Source organism: Helicobacter sp. 23-1045 (assembly GCF_053654655.1).
The window spans coordinates 1-13,081 of record NZ_JBSIUR010000010.1 but is presented as its reverse complement, the minus strand read 5'-3'; the positions used below and the strand labels follow the sequence as shown (position 1 = coordinate 13,081).

The window sequence follows — 13,081 nt, the reverse complement described above, 5'->3', positions numbered from 1 at the left end:
CCCGTAATTTTAAACAAAAGGGCGGAGCTATGAAAATAAATCCACTTTATATCGTGCCAAATCTTTTCACCGCAGCAAGTGCGTTTTTGGGCGTTTCAAGCATTATTTACGCGATAAATGGGCGTATTGAATTTGCGTGCTGGCTAGTCATCATCTCAATGATTTTGGACGGATTAGATGGGCGCGTGGCGCGAATCACAAATACGGCGAGTAAGTTTGGCGTGGAGTTTGATTCGCTATGCGATTTGGTGGCGTTTGGGTGCGCCCCTGCGATTTTGATTTATGTGGCGTTTGGGCATAATTTTGGGCGATTTGGGCTTGTTGTGAGCTGTCTTTTTGTGGTGTTTGGGGCGATTCGCTTGGCAAGATTTAACATTATCACAGGCAATGAAACTAGCCACTTTTTTATCGGTTTGCCAATCCCCTCTGCTGCGATATTTGTGGTAACTATGCTGATTTTAGAAAAGCGATACAATGTGCTATCCACGCACAATTTTTGGTTGCTAATTTTTACTTTTATCGTAGGAATCCTAATGGTTAGCAATATCCGCTACCCAAATTTTAAGCACATTCGGTGGAATCTCTTTAAGATGATAACCTTAATCGTGCTACTCTCCGTGCTATTTATTCGCCCTATTGAGGGCATTTTTAGCGCAATTAGCGCGTATATTTTGTATGGGATTCTGCGATATTTTTATTTAATCATCGCAAGGGTAATTTTTAAACGCAAAAATGGAGGCACAAAATGAGTGAAACGATAAAAATTTTTGATACAACATTGCGAGACGGGGAGCAAAGCCCGGGCGCATCGATGAATATTGAGGAAAAGATTCGCATTGCCTTGCAACTTGAAAAACTAGGCGTAGATATTATCGAAGCGGGATTTGCGGCAAGTAGTCCGGGGGATTTTGAGGCGATTCACAAAATCGCACAAAGCATCAAAAAATCCTGCGTTTGCTCACTTGCAAGGGCATTGGATGGCGATATAAAAGCAGCCTTTGAGGCAATCAAACCCGCCAAAATCAAGCGCATTCACACTTTTATCGCAACTAGCCCCATTCATATGGAATACAAGCTAAAAATGAAACCCGAATCTGTCATAAAACGCGCTGTCGAATCTGTCAGCTATGCCAAAAGTTTGGTAAGCGATGTGGAATTTTCTTGCGAAGATGCCTGTCGAAGCGACATTGGCTTTTTAAAAGAAATCATTAGCGCGGTGCTAGAAGTGGGCGCAGGGACAATCAATATCCCAGATACCGTGGGCTACCGATTGCCTAGCGAAATCGCGGAGATTTTTAGCGAAATTCACAAAATCACCGCGAATCGCGCCATTTTATCAGTGCATTGTCATAATGATTTGGGACTTGCGGTGGCAAATTCTATCGAAGCCATCAAAAATGGCGCAAGGCAAGTGGAATGCGCGGTAAATGGTTTGGGCGAACGCGCAGGAAACACCGCGCTAGAAGAAATTGCGATGATTATAAAAACGCGTGGCGACTTATTTAAGGGGCTAAAAAGCAATATCAACACAAAAGAGATTTACCCCACAAGTAAGCTAATCGCCGATATTACGGGGATTCGCCCACAGCCAAACAAAGCTATTGTCGGCAAAAACGCCTTTGCGCACGAAAGCGGAATCCACCAAGATGGCATTTTGAAGCATAGAGAGACTTATGAAATCATAAATCCCGCTGATATAGGCGTGGATTTGGATTCAAATTTGGTGCTAGGCAAACACTCTGGGCGCGCTGCCTTTAAAAATAAGGCAAAGGCTTTGGGATTCAACCTGCAAGATAGCGAGATTGAAGCGGCGTTTGCGAAGTTTAAGGTGCTTTGCGATAGCAAAAAAGAGATTTTTGATGATGATTTACGCGCGATTTTGGGCGAACAAGGGCGCGGAATCCCGCAGATTTTTAGCCTAAATATGCTTCAAGTTAGCGCGTGTAGTGCGGGGCAGTTTTGCGCTGCGATGAGTATGACAAAGGACGGCGCGGAGATTAGCGACTCTGCGCTAGGCAATGGCGCGGTGGATAGTGTGCTAAAAAGCGTGGATAGGATTAGCGGGATTAAGGGCAATCTCAAAGAATACCGCGTGGAGAGCGTAACGAGTGGCAAAGACGCCCTTGCAAAAGTCATCGTAAAAGTGGAGTTTGACAAAAGTGTGCTAATTGGGCACGGGTTGGATATTGACACGATGAGCGCGACAGCGAAGGCGTATATTAGTGCGTTAAATAACTATTTGAGTATGCGGGAGTTTTTGTAGTTTGGCGGTTTGGCAATTTGTATTTGGGTGCATTTTTCGCGGATTTTGGGATTTTTGGGAGGCTCACAGACTCCAAGTCTAGCTTCGTCTCTCAAAACGAAGTTTCTTTGAAAAATCCTAAAAAACCACAAAACCTCCACCGCAACTACTTCGATGGTTGCTTCGCTTCGCTCGCAAATCCTGCGGATTGTGATTCGCTGTCGCGAATCAAAAATAGAATAATCCGTCATTGCGAGGCGAATCGTAGATTCGCCGAAGCAATTTAAATTTAGATTCTACGAATCGCAGAATCTAGTGTGCTTATTTGTCATTTTGAGCGAGTGAAACGAGCGAAAAATCTCCAAACTTCTCCCACTCCCTTGCGGAGGGGGATTAAGGGGGTGGGTAAAATAAAAAATAATCCGTCATTGCAAGATGCACGAAGCGAAGCGAGTGCAACGAAGCAATCCACTCTTTCTTCGTCATTGCGAGATTTTGCGATTCGCAAAATCGTGGCAATATATATTTAAATCTATGGATTGCTTCGTTGTGTTCGTTTCACTCACGCGCCTCGCAATGACGAATCTAGCGCAGATTCTGCAAAATCGCAGAATCTCGTGCGTGAAAAAAGGCAGATTCTGCGCTAGATTCTGCAATTTTACGCATTTTTCGCAGAATCTGCCGTCTCATTTTTCGCAGAATCTAATTTTTTGCTATAATGCGCCTTTATTTTTTTACAAAGGACATTTTTGCAGCGCACAAAACTCCCACAATTAATAAACTTCGTCATCATCGTAAGCGCGATTTAGAGGAAATTACTATGAAAATTACTGAGATTTTAAAAGATAGCGAGTATAGATTAGAGCTTTTTAGCGAGGATTCTATCGCAAATTTAGAAGCAAGGATTAGCACAAAAGAAGGCAAAACCGCGCCAAATTATTATGCCACTTGTTTAATTCGCCAAAAAGAGATTAAGCTAACCCCAGAAGAGATTATCCGCCAGCTTTATTTAGACAAACTCATAAACGAATACAACTACCCAAAATCGCGCATTCAAGTCGAATACTCCGTGCATTTTGGGCGCGAGGTTAAGCGCGCAGATATTATCATTATGGATAAGCTCCAAACTACCACGCCATATATCATTATCGAGGTTAAAAAGCCAAAGTTAAAAGAGGGCAAAGAGCAGCTAAAAAGCTATTGCAACGCCACAGGCGCGACTATGGCGGTATGGTGCAATGGCTCTGCTATCAGCTACTACCACCGCAAAGACCCAAATTATTTTGAGCCAATCCCAAATATCCCCACACAGGAAAAAAGCCTAAAAGACATTTTGCAAGAGGATTTTAGATTTAGCGATTTGAGAGAAAAGGACATTCTCCGCACGCAAAAAACAAGCCTAAAAAATATCATTTTAGATATGGAAGATGAAGTGCTAGCAAATGCGGGCGTAGATGTGTTTGAAGAAGTTTTTAAGCTCATTTTTATCAAACTTTATGATGAGCTAGAAAGTGCGCGAAATCCTAGCAGGAATTTAGAATTTAAAAACTACGGCGAATCAGATTCTGAGCTAAAAGCCAAAATCGAAAAGATTTTTAGCAAGGCAAAGGACAAATGGGATGGCGTATTTAGTAAAGATGATAAAATCAAGCTCTCCCCATCGCATTTAAGCGTATGCGTAGGCTCACTAGAAAATGTCAAACTCTTTAACTCAAACTTAGAAGTCATCGATGAAGCCTTTGAATACTTAGTAAATAAATCCGCCAAAGGCGAAAAAGGGCAGTATTTCACCCCGCGCTATGTCATCGATATGTGCGTGAAAATGCTAAACCCAAAGCCAAGCGAATCAATGATAGACCCTGCAAGCGGGAGCTGTGGATTTCCCATTCACACTTGCTTTTATGTGTGGGAGCGACTTTATAGGGACAAAGGCTTAGAGCCAAGCCACCTTTTCACCGCAGAGGCTAAAATCCCCGAATGCACCGACTATGTCAAAGAAAAAATCTTTGGAATCGACTTTGATGACAAATCCGTGCGCGTCTCAAAAATGCTAAACTTAATCGCAGGCGATGGGCACACAAATGTGCTGTATTTAAATTCTATCGATTATGAGCATTGGGAGGAATGGACAAAAAACGAGGAATGGGGGGATATTTATCACGATGGCTGGAAACGACTAAGACAACTTCGCACCGAAAAGGACGCCAATAGAGATTTTAACTTTGATATTTTGATGGCAAATCCGCCTTTTGCAGGGGACATTAAAGAGAGCAGGATTTTAGCGCGCTACGAGCTAGGCAAAAACGCAAATGGCAAGGCACAAAGCAAAGTGGGGAGGGATATTTTATTTATCGAGCGAAATCTAAATATGCTAAAAGATGGCGGGCGAATGGCTATTGTGCTACCACAAGGCAGGTTTAATAATTCTAGCGATAAATATATACGAGAATTTATCGCGGACAAAGCGCGGATTTTAGCTGTGATAGGGCTTCATAACAATGTATTCAAACCTCACACAGGCACAAAAACAAGCGTGCTACTTTTGCAAAAATGGGGCGGGGTAGATGAAAATGGCAACGAAATTTGCCCCAAAACTAGCGATTACAACATTTTCTTTGCCACAATGAGCAAACCTAGCAAGGATAATTCAGGTGAGAAAATCTACCTAAAAGACGCGCAGGGCGGATTTTTGCTTGACTCGCACGGGCATAAAATCATTGACCACGATTTATTTAACCACGATGGACTGACAAATGACGGCATCGCCGAAGCCTTTATCGACTTTGCAAAAGCTGAGAATCTAAGCTTTTGGAGAGAATCAAAATAAAATCAAATACAAGAGAATTTTAGGTAAAATTGTGTGCTAAATGCTTTTTTGGAGTGAATAATGAAATATAAAATCTTTTGCGATGAAAGCAACCATTTGAACTACAAAGATAATCCCACGCTAAAATCTAATATTATGGTTTTAGGTGCGATTCGTATAGCAGAAGTAGAAGTAGAGCAAATCAACAAACATATAAAATATTTAAAGCATAAACATAACTACCACAAAGAATTAAAATGGACAAAATTAAATATTTCTCAAAAGCCCTTTTATGATGACTTATTAGATTTCTTTTTTAGCGAAGTATGCTTAAAGTTTCAAGCCCTTTTAATACCAAGCAAAAAGAATTTAAAGCACGATATTTATAATGACGGAAGCGCAGATTTGTTTTATTACAAAATGTTTTATTATGTTTTTAGAAATTTATTTGAAGCAGAAGTCAATGTAGGCGAGAAAATTGACGCAAAAATTTATTTAGACTACAAAGATTCAAGATGTGGTGCAAGAATGCAACAATTAAAAGAAGTTCTACAAAGCAAATATAAAGATAACTTAAATGTGGAAGTCTTTACAGCCAAATCACACGAATCAAACATTATTCAACTTGTTGATTTATTGATAGGGGCTATCGCATATCAAGCAAGAGAGGACTTGGAGCATAAAAGTGAAATCAAAAATTATATAGTCAATACCCTTGAATCAAAGCTATATAATAAAAGCCTTAAATTAAGCACGCCACCTTGGGAAAGCAAATTTAACATCTTTAAAATAGAATTAGGCAAAGGAAAATAGCCGATGTATCCCTGCCTAGATTTTGCACAATGCACCTGCCAAAAAGATAAAATAGCCCTTGCTTATGAAATTTTTTGCCAAGATTTTATACAATCTCAATGCTTTTTAAATACAATCTTAATTGACCCAAAGTGTCATAACAAATTACAAAAAGAAAATTTAGAAATAGAAGAATCGTTTTGGCATATCATAAGTAGAAAAAATGGCAATTTAAGGCTTTTTGATGAGCAAAGAGCAAAAAGAATCCAATGGGTAAAGTGCATTATAAACGATTATGACAAGCCACATATTAAAATGTTTTATTTTTATGAAACTGACGGCAAAATAAGACTTTATCTGTGGCTATATGCCCACGACTTTGTCGTTATTTTAGAAAAAATTATCACAAAAAATAACACAGCTTTTATTGTTACAAGTTTTTACATAGACAATGATAGAAAAAGGCAATCATTTGCGCACAAATATAGCGACTATATAAACAAAGTAGATTTAAGGTTAGGGGGTTGTGAATGGTTTTAGCAAGATTTGGTGGAGTGTTACGGCAACTCCAAAGCCACCTCTTTCTACCATCGGTAGTTGAGCGCAGTTATTTTAATTCAAACAACCTAATATTTAGCTTAAATCGACAAAATTGAAATAAATTATGTAAAAAATGCAAAAACAAACACTCAATCTAAACGAATCCTTGCAAGCCAAATATCCGCATTTGGAGTTATCCGTCCTTTCGCTCTCCCAAGTGCAAAAGGATAATGAATCTAAGCGCATTGATAGCGAGTATTTCAAAAAAGAGTATTTGGAAAATGAAAAAATCATCATTTCACAAACCAAAATCAAAGATTTTCTTGAATCTAGAATCAAAAACATTAAAACACTGAATCTAAATAAGAATTTTGCTTATTTACAAATTAGCGATATTGACACAAATAACGGACTTGAATACACAACGACAGAAACAGATTTCGCTCAAATACCAGATAGAGCAACTTATATCTTGCAACATAACGACATTTGCGTATCCACCGTGCGCCCAAACCGAAATGCTGTGGCTTTAATCAAAGATTCTAAAAGGCTTGTTGGCACAAGTGGTTTTTGCGTGTTGCGACTCAAAGAAACAAGTGAGATTTTGCCCGAAGTTTTATACATATTTTGCAAAACAAAGTTTTTTATTACAAAAATGATGAGAGCAAACACCGCTTCACTTTATCCAGCGGTAATTGATAGCGATATTTTTAAATGTCAAATCCCCAAATTTTCGCAAGATTTTCAATTAGAAATCCAAAATTTAGTCCAAGATTCGCATAAGGCGTTGGAGGATTCAAAGGCTCTTTACAAAGAAGCGGAGAATCTTTTATATGAATCTTTGGGGTTAGATTCGCACAATCCGCTTGAATCTTTATTTTGTCATACTGAGCGTAGCGAAGTATCCAAAACACGCGAATCTAAAAGGCAAAACGAATCAATGATAGAAAAGCGAATCAATAAATTAAATTCACATTTAAAACATTGCGATTCAGGCGATTCAATGTCTAGCGATTTGGATTCTTCGCTCGTTTCACTCGCTCAGAATGACAACATAGCGTGCAAATACCCGCATTTAAATATTTCTATCCGCACACTATCGCAAAGCTACGGCATAAGCGGACGCCTTGATAGCGAATACTATCAAACCAAATATGATGCCATCGAGCGCAAAATTCGGGGCTATCAAGGCGGGTATTTTCGGTTGCAATCTAGCGAAATAAAGGATTCTAACTTCACACCAAAAGCGCAAGAAAAATACCGCTATATCGAGCTTGCAAACATAGGCAACAACGGCAACATAAGCGAGCCTTTGGAGGATTTAGGCGAAAATCTACCCACGAGGGCGAGGCGCAAGGTAAAAACGGGCGATTTCATAATGTCGTCAATCGAAGGGAGTTTGGCAAGTTGCGCGATAATCACGCCTGAATTTGATAATTGCCTTGTTTCAACGGGCTTTTATGTGTTAGATTCGGTGAAATTAAACAGCGAAACTTTGCTAGTTTTGTTTAAATGCGCATTTTTTCAAGAGTATTTGCGCAAATTTTCAAGTGGCACGATTTTAACGGCGATTTCAAAAGATGAATTGCAAAATATCCTAATCCCAAAGATAGCCACCGCCACGCAAGAGCAAATCGCCTCCAAAATCCAAAAAAGTTTCGCCCTGCGTGCAAAATCAAAATCCTTGCTAGAATCCGCCAAAATCAAAGTCGAGAGCGCGATAGATGGGGGCGTAAAATGATGGATTTGCTACTAATTAGCGTGGATTCGCCTGTGTTGCTTGGGATTTATAGGGGCAAAAGGCTTGTGCGCGATGTTTGCAAGGCGGGGAAATTTAGCGATGTTTTGCCTGAACTTTTTGGCGAGATTTTGCGCGGTGAATCAAACGCGCATTTTGATATTTACTACGCAAATGGACCGGGCAATTTTAGCGCGATAAAGCTCACGCACATTTTTTTGCAATCGCTTGTAATCGCGCTAAATGCGACAAATACGCGCAAAATACGCCTTTTTTGCACGGACGCCTTTGCTTTTAGCGATAGTGAGTTTATAAATGCGTATGGGAAAATGCACTTTTATAAGGACTACGGCGGGATTGTGGGGGAGAATTTAGGCGTGAATTTTGGGGCGAATTTGGGCGTGAATCAAAATGAAAATTGCGGGATTCAAGGTGTGAATCAAGGTTTAAAACAAGGCAAATTTTGCGTGAATCAAGGTGTGAATTTGGGTTTAAATCAAGGCGAGATTCGCACAATCACACTTGAATCAAAAATGCCAAATTCATTTTCATTGCCAAAAGTGCTAGATTCAAGCATTTTTAGCACCAAATGCGAACCACTCTACATTCTCCCCGCAGTGTGAAAATTCTTGCTAGATTCTACGATTCGCTGAATCTCGTATGTTTTTTGTCATTGCGAGATTTTACGAAGTAAAATCGTGGCAATCCATAGTTTTGTCATTTTGAGCGAATAAAATGAGCGAAAAATCTCTTTTGTTTTTGAGATATTTCGCTACGCTCAATATGACAAGTATTTTTAGATTTTGCGATTCACAGAATCTAACAAAAATTTCACAGAATTTGCCTTTTATCCCTCCTCCCTTGCGGAGGCCGAATCAACTTATCCCCCCTCCCTTGCGCTAGGGTGGCGCAGGGGGTGGGTAAAATTCTCGTCATTGCGAGACGCACGAAGCGAAACGAGTGCAACGAAGCAATCCACTCTTTCTTCGTCATTGCGAGATTTTACGAAGTAAAATCGTGGCAATCCATAACTTTGTCATTTTGAGCGAATAAAATGAGCGAAAAATCTCTTTTGTTTTTGAGATATTTCGCTACGCTCAATCCGCAGGATTTGCATTTTATCCCCCCTCCCTTGCGGAGGGGGCTAGGGGGGGTAGATTCACTATTTGAAAATTTGCGCCACTATTTTTTTGCGCTTTTAACCCACCCCCTTAATCCCCCTCCGCAAGGGAGGGGGAGAGAATGAGAAAAATCGCCTTTGCAAGGGAGGGGGAGAATGTGGATATTTTCACAAAATCTACCCCATTTTCACAAACGCTACCTTACATTTTCTCGTGAAATGTGCGGGATATGACATCTAATTGCTGTTCTTTTGTGAGTTTTATGAAATTCACCGCATAGCCACTTACGCGAATCGTTAGCTGTGGGTATTTTTCAGGGTTCTCCATTGCGTCTTTTAGCATTTCGCGTTGCAACACATTGACATTCAAATGATAGCCATTATCAGCGAAATATCCATCCATAAGTTGCACCAAATTGCCCTTTTGTGCGCCATCATCGCTACCTAACGCGCTAGGCACGATTGAGAATGTATTTGAAATGCCGTCTTTTGAGTATTGAAACGGGATTTTTGCCACAGAGCAGAAGCTCGCCACGCACCCGCTTGTATCGCGCCCGTGCATAGGATTTGCGCCCGGTGCAAAGGGCTCGCCTGCCTTGCGTCCATCGGGTGTAGTGCCTGTTTTCTTGCCATAGACGACATTTGAAGTGATTGTCAAAACGCTCATCGTAGGCACAGATTCGCGGTAGGTGTCGTGCAAATTTAGCCGTTGCGAGAAGCTTTTGACGAGCTCTACGGCGATTTCATCTACGCGCTCATCGTTGTTGCCGTATTTTGGATACTCGCCTTTTATTTCAAAATCCACAATCAGCCCCGCTTCGTTGCGGATTGGCTTAACTTTGGCATATTTTATGGCTGATAGCGAATCGGCAATCACGCTAAGCCCAGCGATACCACCTGCCATCGTTCGCATTACTTTTTCATCGTGCAATGCCATTTGAATGCGCTCATAGCAGTATTTATCGTGCATATAATGAATCACATTTAGCGTATTTATGTAAAGTCGCGCAAGCCAATCTAGCACGATATCTAGCTTTTCGCGCACTTCATCATAGTCTAAATATTCGCCCTCCACTGCGGCAATATTTGGTCCCACTTGCAATCCGCTATTTTCATCTTTACCCTCATTTATCGCATAAAGTAGTGCCTTTGCCAAGTTGCACCGCGCACCAAAAAATTGCATTTGCTTGCCGACTTTCATCGGGCTCACACAGCACGCAATCGCATAGTCATCGCCAAACTCTTCTAGCATAATCTCATCGCTTTCATATTGCACCGATGAAGTTTTGATACTCACCTCAGCGCAGAATCTTTTGAAGTTTTCGGGTAATCTCGTATTCCACAAAATCGTCATATTCGGCTCTGGCGCAGGTCCTAGATTATAAAGCGTATGCAAAAAGCGATAGCTCATTTTAGTCACCAAATGCCGTCCATCAAGGCACATTCCGCCGATACACTCAGTCACCCAAGTGGGGTCCCCGCTGAAAAGCTCATCATATTCAGGTGTGCGGAGAAAGCGAATCATTCGCAGTTTCATCACAAAATGGTCTATCATCTCTTGAATCTGCGCCTCGCTGTATTTGCCACGCTCTAAATCGCGCTCCGCGTAAATATCCAAAAATGTCGAGATTCGCCCGATACTCATCGCTGCGCCGTTTTGCTCTTTTGTCGCTGCCAAATACGCGAAGTAAAGCCACTGAATCGCCTCTTTGACATCTACCGCAGGGCGTGAAATGTCAAATCCATAGCTTTGCGCCATAGTTTTTAGCTCATTTAGTGCCTTGATTTGTTCGCTTAACTCCTCTCGTGCGCGTATTGTGTGTGAATCCATCACATCAGGTATCATTTCTTTTTTTGCTTTTGTTTTCATCTCAATTAGCTTATCCACGCCATAGAGTGCCACACGGCGATAATCGCCGATGATTCGCCCCCGTCCATAAGCATCGGGCAGTCCTGTGATAATGCCTACCTTTCGCGCCAAAAGCATTTCATCGGTATATGCGTCAAAAACGCCATCATTATGCGTCTTGCGGTATTTAAAGACATTTGCCACATTTGCATCCTCCGCCTTGTTGTAGGCTTTTAGCGAAGTTTTCACCATTCGATATCCGCCAAATGGCATAATGGAGCGTTTTAGCGGCTCATCAGTTTGAAGCCCCACTATCGCCTCCAAATCCTTATCGATATAACCCGCCTTGTGCGCGGTAATCGTAGAGATGATATCCGTGCTAACATCATACACACCGCCTCTCTCGCGCTCGACTTTCATCAAATCGCACACCTTTTGCCAAAGTGCCTTTGTCGCGCTTGTAGGTTCGCTCAAAAAGCTACTATCGCCATCATAGGGCGTGTAATTTTTCACGATGAAATCACGGACATTGATTTCATCACTCCACAATCCATCTTCAAACTCGCTACCAAAGGCGATTTTACTACTTTCTACATTGCTCATTTTTACTCCTTAATGTTAAAGTATCGTAATTATAGAATATTGCAAATTTTATGTTGCTTAAAAAATGCTTAAAAATGTAAGATTTTTGAAAATTTTTGCAAAAATTGTGTAAATTCTTAACTAAAACTTAAAATTATGAAAATTTTTGGTAGATTCTGCGAAATTTGGCGAAAATTTATTGACTTTTAAGAAAATAAAATTATGCTATTTTAAACGCCAAAAATTAGCAAGATTCTGCGATTTTTTTAGCAAACAAATGTGCGAGATTCTGCGATTTTTTCGTTTTAGATTCTGCGAAAGGCAACGAAAATTTGCCAAAAGTGCAGAATCTATGAAAAAATAAAAGCAGATTCTGCGTTTTTCGCGCAAAATTCGCAGAATCTAAATGCAATTTTATGCGTTTTTGTAAATCTATGTGCCCTTTGCATTACCCCTTTGCGCCTTGTGCTAAAAGTAGCTCCATAATCTTTGTATTGCCACCCTCTGCGGCGTAGTTTAGCACTGATTTGCCGTTTTTATCTTTGGCGTTTATATCTGCCCCTGCGGAGATTAGGGTTAATACCACTTCAAAATTGCCACTTTTGCAGGCTCTCATTAAAGCTGTTATGTGTGCTAGATGGGCGTTTGGACTTATGCCGTTTGTAATGTATTCTCTGACTTTATTGATAGAATCGTCATTATTAGAGCTAATACATTTTAGCATTTCGCACTCTTTATTTTTAATTATTACATATTTCCTCATACAATCATCGAATATCAAGTTTAAATTATAACTGCCGTTTATTGTATCTAAACCAAAAACACGAGTAATTTCTGCACCAGCATATTCTATTAAAAATTTTAGTGCCTCAAACTTGCCACGCACTGCCATTTCTTTTACAATGGCATAGTCAAAGTCTATTTTTAAATTGTCTAATAAATATTTAGCAATCTCAATATGCTCCGTAAAACAAGCAAACGATAAAAGGATAAAGCCCATATCTCTCGTAACAACTTCAGATTTAAATATCCATTTTACTAACCACTTATTATTGTCGTAATCGAGAACTATATTTGTAGAGTCAATAGTAGTATTAACACATCTATCACTTTTCAACATACGCTTAACCTCATCTAAGTTGTTGTCGTTTATAGCATTAAGTAAAACATACATCTCTTACCTCCCATTTCCCAAACCAATCTCGCAAGATTCAATTCTGTATATTTCCTTACCACCGCCACTGATGGGGTAAAATCGCCTTATTTCATCATCGTCAAATTCCTTGCCCGTCCGCCTTATCTTTAAAAACTCTAATAGATTTGATATAAAATACCCAAAGCTGTAATCTAAATCATCTCTAAATCCATAAAAGCTGTAATGTGGCGTTTGGCAATATTCCTCATCTTTATAG

Annotated in this window: 16 protein-coding genes; 12 read left to right on the top strand and 4 right to left on the bottom strand. The window is 40.2% G+C overall.

All coding sequences use genetic code 11. The features are described 5' to 3' along the window. Positions 1 to 29: 29 nt before the first annotated feature. The 12 genes from pssA (at position 30) to ACWIUE_RS09535 (ending at position 9,364) form a co-directional block, all read left to right on the top strand. Positions 30 to 749 (top strand): CDP-diacylglycerol--serine O-phosphatidyltransferase, encoded by a 720-nt coding sequence (gene pssA, locus ACWIUE_RS09590; RefSeq protein ID WP_454136525.1) that lies wholly within the window; start codon positions 30 to 32, stop codon positions 747 to 749. Further along, positions 746 to 2,263, top strand: a complete 1,518-nt coding sequence (locus ACWIUE_RS09585) for a 2-isopropylmalate synthase (protein ID WP_454136524.1) — start codon at positions 746 to 748, stop codon at positions 2,261 to 2,263. The genes pssA and ACWIUE_RS09585 overlap by 4 nt, the downstream gene beginning before the upstream one ends. Positions 2,264 to 2,286: 23 nt before the next feature. Then, positions 2,287 to 2,529: a hypothetical protein gene (locus ACWIUE_RS09580; RefSeq protein ID WP_454136522.1), complete on the top strand. Its 243-nt coding sequence runs from the start codon at positions 2,287 to 2,289 to the stop codon at positions 2,527 to 2,529. Positions 2,530 to 2,559: 30 nt separating this feature from the next. Then, a complete protein-coding gene (locus ACWIUE_RS09575; RefSeq protein ID WP_454136521.1) occupies positions 2,560 to 2,772 on the top strand; it encodes a hypothetical protein in 213 nt (70 codons plus the stop codon). A gap of 19 nt (positions 2,773 to 2,791) precedes the next feature. Beyond that, positions 2,792 to 3,019: a hypothetical protein gene (locus ACWIUE_RS09570; RefSeq protein ID WP_454136520.1), complete on the top strand. Its 228-nt coding sequence runs from the start codon at positions 2,792 to 2,794 to the stop codon at positions 3,017 to 3,019. A gap of 43 nt (positions 3,020 to 3,062) precedes the next feature. Further along, complete coding sequence (locus ACWIUE_RS09565; RefSeq protein ID WP_454136519.1) at positions 3,063 to 5,069, top strand: N-6 DNA methylase; 2,007 nt, start codon at positions 3,063 to 3,065, stop codon at positions 5,067 to 5,069. A 60-nt stretch (positions 5,070 to 5,129) separates the two neighbouring features. Then, positions 5,130 to 5,861 (top strand): DUF3800 domain-containing protein, encoded by a 732-nt coding sequence (locus tag ACWIUE_RS09560; RefSeq protein ID WP_454136518.1) that lies wholly within the window; start codon positions 5,130 to 5,132, stop codon positions 5,859 to 5,861. A 3-nt stretch (positions 5,862 to 5,864) separates the two neighbouring features. After that, positions 5,865 to 6,380: a hypothetical protein gene (locus ACWIUE_RS09555; RefSeq protein WP_454136517.1), complete on the top strand. Its 516-nt coding sequence runs from the start codon at positions 5,865 to 5,867 to the stop codon at positions 6,378 to 6,380. Between the two features lie 133 nt (positions 6,381 to 6,513). Then, the gene (locus ACWIUE_RS09550; protein WP_454136516.1) at positions 6,514 to 8,121 is read left to right on the top strand and encodes a restriction endonuclease subunit S; all 1,608 of its coding nucleotides are present in this window, start codon (positions 6,514 to 6,516) and stop codon (positions 8,119 to 8,121) included. Further along, entirely contained in the window at positions 8,118 to 8,741 is a 624-nt protein-coding gene (locus tag ACWIUE_RS09545; RefSeq protein ID WP_454136515.1) for a hypothetical protein, read from the top strand. Before ACWIUE_RS09550 ends, ACWIUE_RS09545 begins: the two co-directional genes overlap by 4 nt. A 180-nt stretch (positions 8,742 to 8,921) precedes the next feature. After that, the gene (locus ACWIUE_RS09540) at positions 8,922 to 9,131 is read left to right on the top strand and encodes a hypothetical protein (protein WP_454136514.1); all 210 of its coding nucleotides are present in this window, start codon (positions 8,922 to 8,924) and stop codon (positions 9,129 to 9,131) included. Positions 9,132 to 9,172: 41 nt separating this feature from the next. After that, on the top strand, positions 9,173 to 9,364 hold the full coding sequence (locus ACWIUE_RS09535; RefSeq protein ID WP_454136513.1) for a hypothetical protein: 192 nt from the start codon (positions 9,173 to 9,175) through the stop codon (positions 9,362 to 9,364). Between the two features lie 76 nt (positions 9,365 to 9,440). Here ACWIUE_RS09535 and pflB read toward each other — a convergent pair whose 3' ends face one another. From pflB to ACWIUE_RS09515, 4 genes are all read right to left on the bottom strand, one after another. Further along, a complete protein-coding gene (pflB, locus tag ACWIUE_RS09530) occupies positions 9,441 to 11,690 on the bottom strand; it encodes a formate C-acetyltransferase (RefSeq protein WP_454136512.1) in 2,250 nt (749 codons plus the stop codon). A 223-nt stretch (positions 11,691 to 11,913) separates the two neighbouring features. Continuing rightward, positions 11,914 to 12,081: a hypothetical protein gene (locus ACWIUE_RS09525; RefSeq protein ID WP_454136511.1), complete on the bottom strand. Its 168-nt coding sequence runs from the start codon at positions 12,079 to 12,081 to the stop codon at positions 11,914 to 11,916. 36 nt (positions 12,082 to 12,117) lie between these two features. Beyond that, positions 12,118 to 12,669 carry an ankyrin repeat domain-containing protein gene (locus ACWIUE_RS09520; RefSeq protein ID WP_454136510.1) on the bottom strand — a complete coding sequence of 184 codons (552 nt, stop codon included), beginning with the start codon at positions 12,667 to 12,669 and terminating at the stop codon, positions 12,118 to 12,120. A gap of 177 nt (positions 12,670 to 12,846) precedes the next feature. Beyond that, on the bottom strand, positions 12,847 to 13,081 hold a 235-nt coding region (locus ACWIUE_RS09515; RefSeq protein WP_454136509.1), incomplete at its 5' end, for a hypothetical protein.

Bases quoted from the DNA above. Each gene is read 5' to 3' on its own strand.
- pssA (WP_454136525.1), top strand. From the start codon at position 30: ATGAAAATAAATCCACTTTATATCGTGCCAAATCTTTTCACCGCAGCA.
- ACWIUE_RS09585 (WP_454136524.1), top strand. From the start codon at position 746: ATGAGTGAAACGATAAAAATTTTTGATACAACATTGCGAGACGGGGAG.
- ACWIUE_RS09565 (WP_454136519.1), top strand. From the start codon at position 3,063: ATGAAAATTACTGAGATTTTAAAAGATAGCGAGTATAGATTAGAGCTT.
- ACWIUE_RS09560 (WP_454136518.1), top strand. From the start codon at position 5,130: ATGAAATATAAAATCTTTTGCGATGAAAGCAACCATTTGAACTACAAA.
- ACWIUE_RS09555 (WP_454136517.1), top strand. From the start codon at position 5,865: ATGTATCCCTGCCTAGATTTTGCACAATGCACCTGCCAAAAAGATAAA.
- ACWIUE_RS09550 (WP_454136516.1), top strand. From the start codon at position 6,514: ATGCAAAAACAAACACTCAATCTAAACGAATCCTTGCAAGCCAAATAT.
- ACWIUE_RS09545 (WP_454136515.1), top strand. From the start codon at position 8,118: ATGATGGATTTGCTACTAATTAGCGTGGATTCGCCTGTGTTGCTTGGG.
- ACWIUE_RS09535 (WP_454136513.1), top strand. From the start codon at position 9,173: ATGAGCGAAAAATCTCTTTTGTTTTTGAGATATTTCGCTACGCTCAAT.
- pflB (WP_454136512.1), bottom strand. From the start codon at position 11,690: ATGAGCAATGTAGAAAGTAGTAAAATCGCCTTTGGTAGCGAGTTTGAA.
- ACWIUE_RS09520 (WP_454136510.1), bottom strand. From the start codon at position 12,669: ATGGGCTTTATCCTTTTATCGTTTGCTTGTTTTACGGAGCATATTGAG.